Source organism: Atribacter laminatus, assembly GCF_015775515.1.
Lineage (GTDB): Bacteria > Atribacterota > Atribacteria > Atribacterales > Atribacteraceae > Atribacter > Atribacter laminatus.
Window position 1 is genome coordinate 3006747 of record NZ_CP065383.1, and the last position, 15894, is coordinate 3022640.

At 39.0% G+C, this 15894-nt stretch carries 16 protein-coding genes; all 16 read right to left on the minus strand.

What is annotated here, in order from left to right:
* Positions 1 to 41: 41 nt before the first annotated feature.
* The gene (locus RT761_RS13625) at positions 42 to 1295 is read right to left on the minus strand and encodes a glutamate-5-semialdehyde dehydrogenase (protein WP_218111966.1); all 1254 of its coding nucleotides are present in this window, start codon (positions 1293 to 1295) and stop codon (positions 42 to 44) included.
* A complete protein-coding gene (proB, locus tag RT761_RS13630; RefSeq protein ID WP_218111967.1) occupies positions 1280 to 2479 on the minus strand; it encodes a glutamate 5-kinase in 1200 nt (399 codons plus the stop codon). The genes RT761_RS13625 and proB overlap by 16 nt, the downstream gene beginning before the upstream one ends.
* A complete protein-coding gene (obgE, locus tag RT761_RS13635; protein WP_218111968.1) occupies positions 2451 to 3731 on the minus strand; it encodes a GTPase ObgE in 1281 nt (426 codons plus the stop codon). Before obgE ends, proB begins: the two co-directional genes overlap by 29 nt.
* Before the next feature lie 111 nt (positions 3732 to 3842).
* A complete protein-coding gene (gene rpmA, locus RT761_RS13640) occupies positions 3843 to 4112 on the minus strand; it encodes a 50S ribosomal protein L27 (RefSeq protein WP_218111969.1) in 270 nt (89 codons plus the stop codon).
* A 23-nt stretch (positions 4113 to 4135) separates the two neighbouring features.
* Entirely contained in the window at positions 4136 to 4447 is a 312-nt protein-coding gene (gene rplU, locus RT761_RS13645) for a 50S ribosomal protein L21 (RefSeq protein ID WP_218111970.1), read from the minus strand.
* A 354-nt stretch (positions 4448 to 4801) separates the two neighbouring features.
* Positions 4802 to 6283: an Rne/Rng family ribonuclease gene (locus RT761_RS13650; RefSeq protein ID WP_218111971.1), complete on the minus strand. Its 1482-nt coding sequence runs from the start codon at positions 6281 to 6283 to the stop codon at positions 4802 to 4804.
* Between the two features lie 3 nt (positions 6284 to 6286).
* The gene (locus tag RT761_RS13655) at positions 6287 to 6901 is read right to left on the minus strand and encodes a TIGR03936 family radical SAM-associated protein (protein ID WP_218111972.1); all 615 of its coding nucleotides are present in this window, start codon (positions 6899 to 6901) and stop codon (positions 6287 to 6289) included.
* Positions 6898 to 8730 (minus strand): TIGR03960 family B12-binding radical SAM protein, encoded by a 1833-nt coding sequence (locus RT761_RS13660; protein WP_218111973.1) that lies wholly within the window; start codon positions 8728 to 8730, stop codon positions 6898 to 6900. The genes RT761_RS13655 and RT761_RS13660 overlap by 4 nt, the downstream gene beginning before the upstream one ends.
* A complete protein-coding gene (gene rodA, locus RT761_RS13665; RefSeq protein ID WP_218111974.1) occupies positions 8730 to 9806 on the minus strand; it encodes a rod shape-determining protein RodA in 1077 nt (358 codons plus the stop codon). Before rodA ends, RT761_RS13660 begins: the two co-directional genes overlap by 1 nt.
* Positions 9793 to 11553: a penicillin-binding protein 2 gene (gene mrdA, locus RT761_RS13670; RefSeq protein WP_218111975.1), complete on the minus strand. Its 1761-nt coding sequence runs from the start codon at positions 11551 to 11553 to the stop codon at positions 9793 to 9795. Before mrdA ends, rodA begins: the two co-directional genes overlap by 14 nt.
* Positions 11543 to 12037: a hypothetical protein gene (locus tag RT761_RS13675; protein ID WP_218111976.1), complete on the minus strand. Its 495-nt coding sequence runs from the start codon at positions 12035 to 12037 to the stop codon at positions 11543 to 11545. The genes mrdA and RT761_RS13675 overlap by 11 nt, the downstream gene beginning before the upstream one ends.
* A complete protein-coding gene (mreC, locus tag RT761_RS13680; RefSeq protein ID WP_218111977.1) occupies positions 12024 to 12845 on the minus strand; it encodes a rod shape-determining protein MreC in 822 nt (273 codons plus the stop codon). The genes RT761_RS13675 and mreC overlap by 14 nt, the downstream gene beginning before the upstream one ends.
* Positions 12842 to 13831, minus strand: coding sequence for an FAD:protein FMN transferase (locus RT761_RS13685; protein WP_218111978.1), 990 nt, complete (start codon positions 13829 to 13831; stop codon positions 12842 to 12844). The genes mreC and RT761_RS13685 overlap by 4 nt, the downstream gene beginning before the upstream one ends.
* Positions 13828 to 14823, minus strand: a complete 996-nt coding sequence (amrS, locus tag RT761_RS13690) for an AmmeMemoRadiSam system radical SAM enzyme (RefSeq protein WP_218111979.1) — start codon at positions 14821 to 14823, stop codon at positions 13828 to 13830. The genes RT761_RS13685 and amrS overlap by 4 nt, the downstream gene beginning before the upstream one ends.
* On the minus strand, positions 14820 to 15380 hold the full coding sequence (amrA, locus tag RT761_RS13695) for an AmmeMemoRadiSam system protein A (protein ID WP_218111980.1): 561 nt from the start codon (positions 15378 to 15380) through the stop codon (positions 14820 to 14822). Before amrA ends, amrS begins: the two co-directional genes overlap by 4 nt.
* A complete protein-coding gene (gene ruvX, locus RT761_RS13700; protein ID WP_218111981.1) occupies positions 15364 to 15792 on the minus strand; it encodes a Holliday junction resolvase RuvX in 429 nt (142 codons plus the stop codon). Before ruvX ends, amrA begins: the two co-directional genes overlap by 17 nt.
* Positions 15793 to 15894: the final 102 nt, after the last annotated feature.

Here is a 15894-nt window from a genome sequence, read left to right on the forward strand (position 1 = left end):
GGATATCTGGTTCAAATAACCGTTATCTTATTTTAACTTTTCTAAGCGTTTCGAATCTGTCCGGTTCCATAAACCACATATTTTATTGTAGTTAATTCTTGCAATCCCATAGGTCCCCGGGCATGAAGCTTCTGAGTACTAATACCAATTTCAGCTCCCAAGCCAAATTGTTCTCCATCAGTAAAACGAGTCGAAGCATTGACATAAACCGCCGCCGAGTCAATCTTATCCATAAAATTTCTGGCATTCGAATAGTTTTCAGTAATAATAGATTCTGAATGGTGTGTTCCATAAGTGTTGATGTGTTCAACAGCTTCGTTAAGGTCCTTTACCACCTTAACGGCTATAATCAAGTCGAGATATTCAATTTTCCAATCGTCATCGGTGGCTGGAACCAAATCAGGAATGATTTGACGAGCTTGTTCGCAACCTCGAATCTCAACCCCGGCTTGTTTGAGAGAACTGGTGATTTGGGGGAGAAAAACTTGGGCAATTCCCTGGTGAACTAATAATGTTTCCGCTGCATTACATACACTTGGCCGTTGAGTTTTCGCATTCACCACAATCCTTTCTGCCATTGATAAATCAGCTTCTTCATCAACATAAACATGACAGTTCCCAACACCGGTCTCAATAACTGGTACTTGAGAATGATTCACAACATTATGAATTAAACCTGCTCCTCCTCGGGGGATCGCGACATCAATATATTCTCTTAAAGTTAACAATTGAGCAATGTCATCATGGCTAGTACTTTCAATCAGTTGAACCGAATTTTCTGGAAGAGAACATTGAAGGAGGGATTCACGAGCGAAAAGGGTTAGTAATCGGTTGGAATTGAGGGTGGAGCTACTTCCCCTCAAAACTAAGGCGTTTCCTGATTTAATTCCCAATCCGATGCTATCGATGGTCACATTCGGTCGAGCTTCATAAATAATCGCCAAGACTCCTAGTGGAACTCTCACTTTGGTTACCAATAAACCATTCGGTCTTTTCCAACCTGATATAACTTCCCCAACCGGATCAGCAAGTGCAGCTACTTGCCTTAAACCATCTGCCATTCCGTGAATTCTTTTTTCATTGAGGATTAAACGATCAATATACCCGGGTTTCATATTGTTTTTTACAGCATTTTTAACATCTCTTTGATTTTCTTGTTCAATCCTCGATTGTTCTGATTCTAAACGTTGAGCCAGATCATCGAGAAAATTATTTTTTTTCTGGGTTGAAACCGTTGCCAACAACTGAGCAGCCTTTTTTGCTTTTTGAGCTTGCACTTTCATATCTTCAACCATCGTTTTTCTCCCCCCCGATTAAATAAAACTAAGTTATCAACATGAATCACTTCAACACTTATCTCTTGATCAAAAAAAACTTCTTGTAACTCAGTCGTATGTAAACCACGTATTTTTTTTAATTCTGTCGATGAAAAGTTTACCAAGCCCTTGGCAACTGATTGGCCTTCTTCATTGACAACTTCAATACAGTCACCTGAATCAAAAATACCTTCTACTGCCTTTATCCCCGCTGGTAATAGGCTTTTATTTCTCATCAAAGCAGAATAAGCTCCTTTGTCGATGAAGACCCGACCTCGGGCCATCATTCCAAAAGCAATCCACCGTTTCCGGTTTTTGAGGACCTTGGTCTGAGGGTAAAAAAAAGTTCCAACCTCTTCACCAGCAAATATTCTTTGAATTACTGAAAAGTCTTTTCCTAAAGCCAAGATGACTCCAATACCTGAAAAGGTCGCCATACGACCTGCCATAATTTTGCTTTTCATCCCACCAGTCGAAATGTTACTTCCTTCCCGACCGGCCATTTTTTCAATATTATCGTCTACCCTCTCAACTTCTTTAATGAGAAGAGCCTTAGAATTTTTTTTGGGATCAGAAGTAAATAAACCCTCAATATCAGAAAGAATGATAAGCAGCTGGGCATTGATGAGCGATGCCACTAAAGCCGATAAGCGATCATTGTCACCAAATTTTAATTCTGCTATGGCAACGGTATCGTTTTCATTAACAATCGGTAGTACATTATAATCAAGAAGGGTTTGAAAGGTATTGCGGGCATTGAGATACTTATGCCGATTATGAACATCTTCCGGTGCCAACAATATCTGGGCTACTGGAATACCAATTCGTGAAAATACCTGGCAATAATTCTGCATGAGAATGCCTTGGCCCACCGCCGCCAAGGCTTGTTTGAACGGGATATCGTTTCTTTTCCGTTTCAGCCCTAAACGACTCATACCACAGGCCATTGCGCCTGAAGTTACTAAAATGACCTTTTTACCCCTTTGACGGAGTTGATGAATGCTTTGAGCTAATTCTTCTAATCGGGAAATTTCTAAAATATAATTTTTAACCAACAATGAACTTCCGACTTTTATAACGACCACCTGGCTGTTTTCAATAAAATCAATTCGCTTCATTGGTTTATTCAGTTTTTCATTGGGAATAGGTTTTATCGGTTTCAAGGTGTTTTCCAGTCCAAATAAAATTTAAATCTCCTATTTCAACTATTGATCCGGGTTTAATAGCCGAAAAATATCTTAGGAAGTCGGAATGAACTAATTTCTGATTAAATATAGAAAGCGCGTTATCGGAGTTCCAATCGATTTCAGTCATTAAACGATCAAGAAAAGGCGTTGAAAATCGATAATGCCGGGGCTGGGCGGGATTCGATCCAATATTTTTAGAATGAGAAAGAATTTCTTCGGTAATAATTTCGGGGGCATTTTTTAAAAATTCGATAATCGCATCGAGCAGTTGATTTATCCCTTCCTTGGTCAGAGAAGATATTCCAAAAACTGGAATATCTTGCTGTTCAAGAGTTGATTTAAACTCACCAAAATTTTGAGCAGCTTGAATAAGGTCAAGCTTGGTAGCCACGACAAAAAAAGGCTTAGCTGCCAAAGAAGAGCTATGGGCCTCAAATTCATGACGAAGGGTTAAAAAATCATCGTAAGGATTATTCTTAGAATAGAATTGGGATAGATCAACACAATGGAGGATAAGGCGTGTCCTTTCTATGTGCCGTAAGAATTCTAAGCCTAAACCAACACCTCGGCTGGCTCCTTCAATAATTCCCGGAACATCGACCATAATAAACTGCTGGTCATGATGGTTCACAACGCCTAAATTTGGATGAAGAGTAGTAAACGGATAATCGGCTATTCGTGGTTTCGCAGCACTTACCACTGAGAGGAGCGTTGATTTTCCTGCATTGGGCAAACCACTAATGCCAACATCAGAAATCAACTTAAGTTCTAAACGAATCTCTCTCGCTTCACCCGTTTCTCCTTTTTCAGCAATACGGGGAGCTTGATTGGTTGGTGTTGCAAATGAACTATTTCCTCGTCCACCTCGTCCACCTCGGGCAATTATGACTTCTTGCCTTTCTTTCGTCAAATCAGCAATGATTTGATTATCCTTTTGATCAATAATTTGAGTACCTATGGGAACAACTAAAACTGTGTCAACTCCGTCTTTTCCGTATTGGTTCTTCCCCTTGCCTGGTTGACCATCCGATGCTTCATAGACTTTCTGAACAGCAATATCATATAAAGTTTTTTTCTGAGATGAAGCAATAGCAACTACGTTCCCTCCTTTTCCACCACTTCCACCAGCCGGCCCACCTCGAGGGACATATTTCTCTCTTAAAAAACTGATCGCACCATCGCCACCACGACCGGCACGAACTCTTAATATAGCTTGGTCAACAAACAATTAAACACTCCAAGATACTCAATCAACTATACGGTTCTCCAATAATAGGTTACCACAAGTTGGATAATGAAAAGGAGATTTTCTTATTATCAAATCCATTGATGCCAACAATTATGAATCCCGAGAAGGCATCTCAGGGAGAATCGAGACATATTTCCTTCCAGCTTTCTCTTGATAAACAACATATCCAGCTTGAAGGGCAAAAAGGGTGTAATCTTTAGCGGTCCCTACATTTGTCCCTGGCTTGATCTTGGTCCCTCGTTGTCGAATGAGAATGTTGCCAGCCAAAACGTACTGACCACTAAATTTTTTCACGCCAAGCCTTTGTGCATTGCTATCGCGTCCGTTTTTTCCGCTTCCGCCTGCTTTCTTGTGTGCCATAGTTATTAAAGCCTCCTCAATGGTTAGGATTCAATTGATTGAATTCTTATTAAGGTCATTGGCTGACGATGACCATTCAAACGTCGGTATTTTACCTTTGGTTTATATTTAAAAACCATTACTTTTTTGGCTTTCCCATTTCTTAATACCATACCTTTAACTTTAGCGCCTTCCACATAGGGATGACCGACAACTACTTGGTCTTGATTACGAACCAATAATACTCGCTCAAAAATTACTTCATCTTTTAAGTTTCCTTGAAAACTATCCAGCTGAATGATTGAGCCTTCTTGTACCGGATATTGTTTTCCACTGGCTTCGATAAGGGCGAACATGAATAATCTCCTCCATTTTTTCCTAAGTTATGATTCTATCCTGAAAACGCACTAATATTTAAAAATGCTGTCATCCTGAGCCCTCGCCTTTTGAGGGCGTGAGGATCTCATCTTTTTAATTCTTTTTTAAAAAAATTACTAAATGAGATTGCCACGTCACTTCGTTCCTCGCAATGACGGAGTGGGTGGATGAGATTGCCACGTCACTTCGTTCCTCGCAATGACGGAGTGGGTAACAATTCAAATCCCCCCCCACCACCTTTGTACGAAGGGGAAGATTGGTTTTTACCCTTCTTTTTAACGGTTAAGACTGTATCAAGATTAGAGGACTTTGTCAAACAGAACCAGTGCTGATTATTCAATTTTATTGATAGATTCTCGATCCTCGTCTTCCACAACTTCAACAATCGAATAACGACGAAGAGATAAATTTGGATCGATTTTCCAAGCTAATTCTTTGCTATAGACCCTTTTCAAATTATTTAAAAATATTTTCCCATTGTTTTTTAAATATTCCCCCAATTCTTGCCCTACTGTGAAACTAACTGTCATTGAATGAGAATGGCGGCAAATCTCTTCAACTCGTCTTAGAAAATTAATAGCAATGGTCTCTACCGAAAGAACTCTTCCCTCACCCTGACAACAATTACATGGCTCACAAAGAATCGCATCCAAATTTTTTCTAACTCTTTTTCGAGTCATTTCTACTAAACCCAGCTCGCTCATCTGAACCAAACTGGAACGGGTTCGGTCATGAGACAGAAATTGCTCAAAAACATTCATAACCATTTTTTGATGCTCTTTCTTCCCCATGTCAATAAAATCAATTAAAATAATCCCACCAATATCTCGGAGCCGTACTTGCCGTGCAATTTCTTCCGCCGCTTCTAAGTTGGTTTTTAAGATGGTTTCTTGGAGGTCTTTCTTTCCAATATATTTCCCGGTATTAACATCAATCACTGTCATTGCTTCGGTTCGATCAAAAACCAGGTACCCTCCACTCTTTAGCCAAACTTTCCGGCATAAGGCTTTTTCTAATTCTCTATTCAAGTTAAAATGCTCGAAAATATTTTCTTTACTATCAAAGAAATGAATACGATCAACAAAACGAGGAATGATTGAATCAATAAAATCTTTTAACTTCTGAAACCCAAAATAGGAATTAATCCAAATCTCACCTAAATTATCATCGACAACATCTCGTATGAGCGTATAAATCAGGCTTGCTTCTTCGTAAAGAACCGCTGGGGCTGAAATGAGTTCGGCTTTTTTCATAATTCGATTCCATAAACGAAGCAATGATTCGATGTCTTCTTTTATTTCTTCATTACTTTTTCCCTCAGCAACCGTTCTCACTATGACTCCCATGTTTGCAGGCCGAATTTTATCAATTAATTTCTTCAGCTTATCTCGTTCTTCTGAAGAAGAAATTCGATGAGAAATACCCATATTATTCATCCCGGGCATTAAAACCACATATCTTCCTGGTAAGGAAATTTTGGTCGTCACTCGTGCTCCCTTCGTTCCCATTGGTTCTTTGGCTACTTGAACAACAATTTCCTTTCCGGTTTGAAGAAGCTGATCTATGCTATTTACTTTTCCTTTTTCATCCAGCAGGATATCTCCAATAAACAAAAAAGCATTTTTATCAAAACCAGTATTAACAAAAGCCGATTGTATGCCGGGAAGTACATTTTCTACGACCCCTTTAAAAATATTCCCTGCTAATCGTTTTTCGGCCGCTCTTTCAAAGAAAAACTCTACTACCTGTCCATTCTCTAAAAGGGCAGCGCGTACTTCGGCTTCAGACATATCTATGACGATATCTTTTTTCAAAGCTTAACCCTCCACTGAGTAAGACCAATGATAATTTTGCTTTATAACTTCCAGCAGGTTTTCTCGATTAAAACCCGATTCTTTGGATATAAATTCTAATGATTTATAAGGATTCATAAGTATATTTTTTTTCTTAAATAAGAATGATACCATACATTTTTGATTTTCCAGTTTTTTTCTTTCTAATTCTTCAATATCTTCTATAGAAAAAAATCCATGGTGATTGCTCATTTTACCATCATCTTTAAAAATAAAAACATATTGGACACTGTTTATCGATTTCATAATACTGGGAAAGTCGAGAGGGATCGAATTAATTTCGACAATTCTCATTGCTTCTGGAACCTGAGAATTAAGAAGGTTTTTAATTTGTTCAGGTTCTATCGATTCATAAAAGGTCATATCAAGACATTCAGTCCAACTTATCACACCAGTCACAGTAGCCGGTCCAAAGGATAACAAGGGTCGTGGATTAAAACCCTGAGAAAAAGCTATTGGAAGCTCCGCCCGACGTAAGGCCCGGTCCCAAAAACGATTCAGGTCTAATTGGGAAAGAAGATGAAAAGGCACTAACTTAAGGTGTCGACAGCGATAACGGTAGCGATCGAGAAGATTCATGATGAACAAACCCCACAGCCCATACACTCCTGAAAATGAACACATCGGGGGGTAACCTCTTGACGGTGGGATTTTTCCCACTCTTTTAAGAGATATTCCTTTTTCACTCCAGAGGAGATATGATCCCAAGGAAGAATTTCTTTTGGATCCCGCCATCTTTCCGAATAAAAGCGATAATCCAAACCCGCTTCTTCAAAAGCTTGTTTCCATCTTTCAAAAGAAAAAAATTCTCTCCAACCATCCATAATTTGACCTAATTGGTAGGCTTTTTCAATCACTGTTGATAGCCTCCGATCACCGCGGGCTAATACTGCTTCGAGAGCACTTTCTCTAAAATCCGACCAATTCATACGGATCATACGACGATCTCTGAAAAAACCAGCTTTTATCCTCTGGATTTTTTCTTCAAACTCTTCAAGACTATTCTGGCCTATCCATTGAAAAGGAGTATGCGGTTTTGGTACAAAAGCAGAAACACTTAAATGGATGCTGACTTTTTTACCGCGTATTTTTTTTCCCATCTGAAGACCTTCATTCACCAATTGCGAGATCCCTACCAAATCTGATTCTTTTTCTTCGGGAAGTCCAAACATAAAATAAAGTTTAACATCATCCCAACCACCTTCAAAGACTTTTTCCAAAGTTGAAAATATTTCCTGATCGGTTAATCCTTTATTGATAATCCGACGAAGACGATCGGTACCTGCTTCAGGAGCAAAAGTGAGACCACTTTTCCGAACACGTTTTAAATTCTGAGCAATTTGAACTGAGAATGTATCCATTCGTATGGATGGAAGGGAAATATTAACATTTTTTGCTTCAAATAGTCGAGAGAGGCCTGAGATGATTTCTTCAATTCGAGAATGATCGGTACTACTTAAAGAAAGAAGAGATATTTCTTCATAACCGGTTGAAGCTACCAATTTTTTTGCAAGACGAAGGATATTTTCAGGCGATCGTTCTCGTTGAGGTCGATAAATCATGCCTGCTTGACAAAAACGACAACCCCGGGTGCAACCCCGTGAAATTTCAAGAGGAATTCGGTCATGAACGATACTTATATAAGGAACTGGTATTGTCTCTGGGTAGGAAGCTCTATCCAAATCTTCAAGCCATCTTCTCTGAATCTGAGGAAATGCCCTTTTATCCATGGTTTGAATATTTGAAACAACTCCATTCTCTGAATAGTCAACCTGATAAAAACTTGGCACATAAACTCCAACAACCTTTGCCAATTCGGATAAAATGTCACCTTTTCTTTGACCTTTCATAGCCGAAACAATTTGGACGATTTCAACCAAGGCTTCTTCTCCTTCGCCAATCAAAAAAGCATCAAAAAAATCACTGATTGGCTCTGGATTACAGGTTGATGCTCCGCCGCCAATGATAATTGGAAAGTCATCTCCCCTTTCCGAGCTTCTGAAGGGTATTTGAGCTAAATCAAGAAAATAAAGGATGTTGGTATAGTTCATTTCGGTTTGCAGGCTTAACCCTACTATATCAAAAAACCGGATGGGAGTTTTATTTTCTAAGCTAAAAAGCGGGATGTCCTTTTCTTTCATAAGCTTTCCTAAATCTGGCCAAGGAACAAAAGCTCGTTCAGCGCGAACTCCGGAAAGATCATTTAATATCTGATAAAGAATTTTTAATCCTAAATGAGACATTCCTATTTCATAGATATCAGGAAATCCAAGAACAACTGAACAAGTCGTTTCGGAAGGATTTTTTATAAGAATATTCCATTCTTCTCCTATATAACGTGCTGGCTTGGTAATCTTGAGTAATTCGTTTTTAAAAAAATTATCTTGATCTGGTATTTTTTCTACCACTATTCATTTCCTCCCGATTTGGCGATATTCCATACCATCCCCATAGCTATCATATTGATAAATAGCGAACTCCCCCCATAACTAATAAATGGCAAGGGAATGCCGGTTACCGGCATAACACCCAAATTCATGCCAATATTAATGAACACTTGAAATACAAACATTGAACCAAATAAAGTGGTCAGTATTTTGCCCTCCAAATCAGGTGTTTCTATCCCAATTCGGAACACTGACCAAATAAGCCAGAAAAATAGACCAAGGATAACTATGCCTCCAACAAAGCCCCACTGCTCGCACCATGAAGCAAAAATAAAATCGGTATAATGAGCGGGAAGAAAGCGAAGTTGGGATTGAGTTCCCGAAAGCCATCCCTTTCCAAAAAAACCTCCTGCTCCAATAGTAATTTGAGATTGTAGAACATTATATCCCGTTCCCAGGGGATCGGATTGAGGAGCAAAAAAAGCCAGCAGCCGCTTTTTTTGATAATCGTGCAAAAATAACCAAAAAAATGGAATGAAACCCCACAAACTAGCAAAAACAGCCAAGATTTTTTTCCAATGAAACCCACAAAAAAACAATGCCGAAAACCAAAGAATGATTATGACCAGGGCGGTTCCTAAATCCGGCTCGAGGAATATCAAACCAGTTGGGATAATTGATAAAAGCGAAGCTTTTAAAAGAAGTTGCCAGCTTCCATACTCTTCAGGTTGAGCACTCAAAAACGCAGCTAAAAAAACCGCCATTCCAACCTTGGAAAACTCCGAAGGTTGAACAGAACGAAAAAATAACCAACGCCGAGCTCCTATATCATCCCCGCTTCCAAAAAGCAAAACTGCTATCAAAGAGAGTATTATAATCAAATAAAGCATCCATCCCAACTTGATAAACCAATGGTAATGGATACGACTGATTCCCCAGAAAACCAACCATCCCAACAGACACCATATCAGTTGTCTTCCAAAAAATGTCTGAAAAAAGCCAGCTTCACCACGAAGTGGATCAGTACTATATACGGCCAGAAGGCCTACTATATTAAGAGAAAGAATAATGAAGGGAAATATTTTAACCATTTTCATTAAGCGTACTCTCCCGATGCTCATAGATCCATTGAATTAAATCCTTACTTCGATGAGCTGCTTCTCCACTTCCATCACCACCATTTTCAACTAAAACCACAAAAACATAACGGGGACTTTCAACCGGGAAAAAGCCCGCGAACCAAGAATGATCGTTGCCATGAGGATTTTGAGCGGTTCCAGTTTTCCCAGCTATGGGGATTGGCAAGTCCCGACAAGCTCTACCAGTTCCCTCAGCGACCCCCTTCGTCATTCCTCGAATCAGTCTTTCCCAGGTATCCGGCTTTAACTCTATTCGATTTTTTACTTTTGGGAGCACTCGTTCGATTACCTCTCCCTTATCGTTTTGTATTACCTTTAAAAAATGTGGAGTATATAAAATCCCCCGGTTGGAAATTGTAACGACACTTTGGAAAATTTCAAAAGGAGTGACCAAGAGATACCCTTGCCCTATAGAAAGATTTATGGTATCTCCCGGATACCAAGGTTCTCCGATTTTCTGTCTTTTCCAACGAGAGGTAGGCAAAAAGCCGTGGTTCTCCCCCGGTAAATCAATTCCAGTACCCGCCTCAAAACCCAAACGCCTCGCCATATCAATTATTCTCTCTTGACCTAACTCCAAACCTAAGGTGTAAAATGTAACATTACATGATTGAGCAAGGGCATCCTCATAGGTCAATCTCCCATGACCGGATTTTCTCCAACAAGGATACCTCTGATTGTTGTATTCATAGTACCCTGGACAAAAAATTGTTCTATCTCTTGAAACGATATTCGCTTCTTGAGCAGCTAAGCCAACTATTAATTTAAAAATCGAACCGGGTGGATAGAGAGCTTGAAGAGAACGTGTTGTTAAGGGTTTTTGAGGATCTTCAATTAATTCATTCCATTCCTCTTGGCTTACCCCATCAACCAAAAGATTGGGTTCAAAAGAAGGTTGATTGGCCATTGCCAATAATTCTCCGTTAGTTGGATCTCCAACTATAATTACACCACTTTTCCCAGCTAAGAGTTCATTGCAATATCTTTGCAATTCCATATCTAAAGTGAGGGTTAAGGTATACCGAAATCGGGGAAAGTCGGTGTCTAAAATGCGGACTATCCTTCCCAATGCATCAACCTCAATTTTTCTATACCCTTTTTCACCTCTGAGGAATTCTTCATAATTAAGTTCAATTCCACTTTTTCCGATAATGTCTTCATTGTTATAATTGGTCTGACCAAATCTTTTTAGTTCCTCACTATTAATTTTCCCCACATATCCAACAATATGGGCAATATCTTCACCGGGTGGATAAACTCTCATTGGATAGGCTTCTATCATGACGCCAGGAAGTTCTTTTCTCGCTTCTTCAACCATTGCCACTTCCTCGATACTCATCTGTGTAGTAAGAATGATTTCTCCAGAATATCGGTCACGTAGCGGCTCTTCAATTTTCCTCTTAATAATTTTTTCCAAAGTCTGACGGCTTTTTTCCGGATCTGCACTTCCTGGTAACAAGACGGCTGCAAACTTCGGAACATCTTGAGCGAGTATCTGACCATGTCGATCGGTTATTATACCTCGAGGTGCTTGGAGCGGGATAACTCGAATCCGATTACGTTCAGATTTTTCCTGATAGAGACCAGATTGCAATACACTCAAATACCACAAATTAAAAAAAAGAAAGGCAAATATTCCAAACAAAATCCAGGTAAATAATTCTATTCTATGATTTACGGCTATTTTTGGTTTTTCATTCCACATTATTTAACCCCTCAGGTGGGAAGTAATACAACCAAGCAGAAAGCGCAAGGAGGTTTAAGAAAAAAGAAAGGATCAACAACTCGATCCAAAACAACCAAGAATATTGAATGCTTCTGGTAAATAATTGTAAGATTATAATAAAAAATATTTCAACACTGGGAGCTGTCAAACAAAAACCAAAAAGTGATCCACTGGAAATCGAAAAAAAGGAAATCCAGGTCTGTGCCAGTAAAAAAAGTCCGATACTCAATAATATTTGCAAATTAAAGATAGAAAAAGAAAAAATTTCTGCTAGAAAAGCTATGAAAAGACAGGAAATCAGAGCGAGAAACCATCTTTTTTCAGAAACGCAAACCACCCATATCATAAAAGGTAAAAAGGAGAGTTGACCCAATATTGGCCAATATTGGGTCATTACATTATTTTTAAAAAAATTTAATGAAAAAAAAACTAAAATAATCAGCAGCAATTTACTGAGCGTCATTACTATCACCGTGAATAGTAGGCCGAATTATAAATAGCTGATCTAATAGAGAAAAATCACATTCCGGTTGTATGATGACATCTTTAAAAAGGCTTCCTTCAGATTCTTTAATGTCTAACACCTTGCCAATAACAATACCTCGGGGAGTGCTAGTGCCCAAACCGGATGTTATTGCTAAATCGCCAACTTCAACCTGGGAAGCTCGATAAACATACCGCATAACGCATAGCCCTCTTCCATCCCCTTCCACTACGCCCAAATCTCGACTCTTTTGAAGGATTGCACCAGTTGCTATTTCAGGACTTAAAATCAGACGGACAATGGAATAATTGGGATATGTTTGTTCTACTCTTCCCACCAAACCTTGATAGGTGACAACCGTTAAATCAGGAATTATCTCATCGCTGGTTCCTTTGTCGATGATCAGCTTGCCAAACCAATCATAAGGATCTCGACCAATTACTAAAGATGGAATGACATCAAAAGGTATTTGCTTTTCGATAGTTCCAGCGGTAAATTTCATCTCTAACTCACGGATTTGTTCAGTTAAAATAGTTAGTTCGTTCTGAAGTCGGCCAACCTCTTTTTGAAGATTTTTATTTTCTTCCAGTAAAAATCTTTTTGATGTGAAACTGGAAACCACCTGGTCTAACCCATTCTGAACAACTAGCCATCCACGATGAAAGGGAATAGCAATCCACCGGAATAATCCTAACCAACTTGATGACTCATGTTTTTGAATAGAAAAAACCACCAGTTGAAAAGAAACAATTGTAATGATGAGAATAAACAATATCTTTTTATTCATGGATGAATTTTATCCGTCGAATCCTTTTGAAATATTTTTAAGGCAGCATCATTCATAACTAACTTTTCATCGGTTTGTATAGCAATAATAGCCACACCAGGAAACCGTCTTTCCACAACTGGGATCAGCTCAGGTCCACCTGCCATAACCGCTGTCGAGATAGCATCAGCATCTGCTGCGTTCGGATAAACCGCTGTCACGCTGGAAAAATAGCTCGCGGGGTATCCGGTATAGGGATTGATTATATGATAATAGCGAATACCATCCTGTTCAAAAAAACGATAATAATCACCCGACGTTGATACCGCCTGATTTTTTACTTCGATAACTCCAACCAATGATTCTTGTCGGGGATGCATAACACCTACTCGAAAATTTTTCCCCAAAGCAAAAACTGTGCCACCCGCATTTACCAACGCTGGTGATATTTGTTTTTTCTCTAACTCAACTATGATTTTATCTACCAGGTACCCCTTAGCTATTCCTCCCAAATCTATCTTCCCTTGTCCAGTTCTTTGAGCACTTCTTTTTTCTCTATTAATGATAATAGTAGATTCAGCAATTTGTTCAATTAGATCTTGAATCCGCTCGGAAGAAGGAAGTCGAGGATTACTATTAAAACTCCATTCATCCATCAATGATCCAAGAAAAATGTGAAAAAAACCTTCGGTTCGATTTTGCAGCTCTTGAGCATGTAAAATCAAGTCGCAGGTTTGGCTACTAATCTCTATTAACTCTTGGCTTTGGTTTATTTTCCCTATTTCACTCTTTTGATCAAATCGATCCCATTTTTCATCCATTTCTTGGATAATTGTTGCAATATTGTTTGAAAAACCCTGATGCCGGGCTGGAAGGTCAACTTCAATCCAAGTATCAAAACCTTCATAAATAAAATGTTGTAAAGAACTAGGCCTTATAACCATCCATATGGTAAAAACGGCTCCCAAGCCAAAAAGAAAAATCAATAAATAATGATATTGTTTCATTCATCTATCAAAGGAAATGGAGTTCCACAATTCTGACAATGACCCTTCTCCAAATGACTAAAAGAAGTCCGGTAACCCGTACGGGTGATTAAAGGTCTTCCACAATGTGAACAATAGGAGTTTTGTCCTTCGGTTCCGGAATAGTTCCCTAAATAAACATAGTGCAATTTTTCTCGAGCAATTCGATAAGCATCAAGGAGTACCTTAGGATCGGTTGCTGGTGTTTCCATCCGATGAGCTGGGAAATACCGAGAGAAATGGAGGGGGATTTCAGGACTCACTGAAGCAACAAAATCAACCAAACGCTGGATGTGTTCAGGAGTATGATTAAGACCAGTTACTAAAAGATTGGTAATTTCAATATGTACTTTATTTCGATAACTCAATTCAATGGTCTCCAAAACCGGTGATAAAGATCCGCCACAGTATCTTCGATAAAAGTCATCGTCCATCGCCTTTAAATCAATGTTCATCGCATCGATAAAGGGAAGGAGTTCCAGGAGTGGTTGTGAATTAACGTATCCGTTCGTTACCAAAACATTCTTCAAATGAAGCTTTTTTGCTTTTTCACTGGTTTCTCGTATAAATTCCCACCAGATAAAAGGTTCATTGTAGGTATAGGCAATTCCTATCGATCCTTGAGATTGAGCAAGTGAAATAATTCTTTGGGAGTCCATTTGAGTAAGATTATCAACAAAACCGCTTTGAGATATCTCCCAATTTTGACAAAATTGGCATTTCAAATTGCAACCAACGCTTCCAACCGAAAGAATTTCCTTTCCAGGAAAAAAATGGTATAAAGGTTTCTTCTCAATCGGATCCATATGAACAACGGAAATCCGGTTATAGGTTAAGGCGTACAAGACCCCGGATCTGTTTTCTCGTATTTGGCAAAGTCCACGTCCTCCTGGATTAATTCGGCACTGATGGGGACAGAGCACACATCTTACTTTCTGAGCAGACTCGGCTGTCCAATATTGAGCTTCAATCATCGGTGATCATCCTCATTATTTTCTAATTCACTATATCGTTCAACCCCAAACCGAAAGAGTTCAACTGGTTCATTGGCTCTAATCCCAGCTTTGGAACGAGCAATGCGGATTTGTTCCTGGATAGAATCAACTCCTTCAATATCAGGAAGCAAAAGACCTCTTTGCCAACCCTTTTGAACAATAACTCCATATTTCTTTGGATCAAGTTGATCCGGAGAGGGAATAGATTCAGGAGGAGTCAGAACATCAACGGTAATATGAATATTGGGAAGATCTTTAAGAGTAACCGGAGAAAAGCGGGGATCCTCAACAGCAGCGCTTACGGCATTATGAATAATTTCTGAAATTAAATGATCTTGCTGGGGACGAAAAGTACCGATACATCCTCGAAGTTTTCCATGAACTTTGAGACAAATAAAAATTCCCGCTTTTTGGTCGTACAACTCCCGAGGAAGATCCTTAGGTACCGGAAGATTGGTTTGGTGAATTAAATAATGTTCAATGGCCTTTCTGGCCAAATTGGTTAAAGTAGAACCAATATCATGAGGTAACATCATGGTCGTCACCGTCCGATTTATTATGAAAAAGATAGCGCTGGCCGATTATTACCGCCGACCAATCATCAATCGCTACCGAAGGGACTAAAAAACCTTTTGGTAAAAGCTTTTTAAGGCCTCGAGGTGGATTCATTTTAAAATAAAGTTTTCGAGCTTCCAAAGTACTGAGTCTTTCTTCAATAAACTCATAGTTCATTTTCATTTTTTTCATTAATTGTACTACCTTCTTGCGGCCAGTACTGTTCCCAATGATGACTTTCAAAGGTGAATATGTTTTGGATAATTTGTTTATTGAGGGTTCTAATTCGTCAACCGGCAGGATTGCCTGGTGAATCACCCCTCCTTTTTGATCTAAAAGCGCAATTCCGCACTTTTCGGTTCCAGGATCAATTGATAAAATAACCTTATCCATAGAAATTCATTGTACTCGAGATTCAATTTCCTTACAAGAGAGACCGGGAAGGATTAAAGCAGGAAAACACACATTCCGTTCCCCTTTTATACAGTTAAGGGG

Coding starts and splice junctions, on each gene's coding strand:
- rplU (WP_218111970.1), bottom strand. CDS start 4,447: ATGTTCGCCCTTATCGAAGCCAGTGGAAAACAATATCCGGTACAAGAA.
- rpmA (WP_218111969.1), bottom strand. CDS start 4,112: ATGGCACACAAGAAAGCAGGCGGAAGCGGAAAAAACGGACGCGATAGC.
- ruvX (WP_218111981.1), bottom strand. CDS start 15,792: ATGGATAAGGTTATTTTATCAATTGATCCTGGAACCGAAAAGTGCGGA.
- RT761_RS13685 (WP_218111978.1), bottom strand. CDS start 13,831: ATGAAACAATATCATTATTTATTGATTTTTCTTTTTGGCTTGGGAGCC.
- RT761_RS13655 (WP_218111972.1), bottom strand. CDS start 6,901: ATGAATCTTCTCGATCGCTACCGTTATCGCTGTCGACACCTTAAGTTA.
- RT761_RS13625 (WP_218111966.1), bottom strand. CDS start 1,295: ATGGTTGAAGATATGAAAGTGCAAGCTCAAAAAGCAAAAAAGGCTGCT.
- amrS (WP_218111979.1), bottom strand. CDS start 14,823: ATGATTGAAGCTCAATATTGGACAGCCGAGTCTGCTCAGAAAGTAAGA.
- rodA (WP_218111974.1), bottom strand. CDS start 9,806: ATGAAAATGGTTAAAATATTTCCCTTCATTATTCTTTCTCTTAATATA.
- mreC (WP_218111977.1), bottom strand. CDS start 12,845: ATGAATAAAAAGATATTGTTTATTCTCATCATTACAATTGTTTCTTTT.
- amrA (WP_218111980.1), bottom strand. CDS start 15,380: ATGATGTTACCTCATGATATTGGTTCTACTTTAACCAATTTGGCCAGA.
- mrdA (WP_218111975.1), bottom strand. CDS start 11,553: ATGTGGAATGAAAAACCAAAAATAGCCGTAAATCATAGAATAGAATTA.
- RT761_RS13675 (WP_218111976.1), bottom strand. CDS start 12,037: ATGACGCTCAGTAAATTGCTGCTGATTATTTTAGTTTTTTTTTCATTA.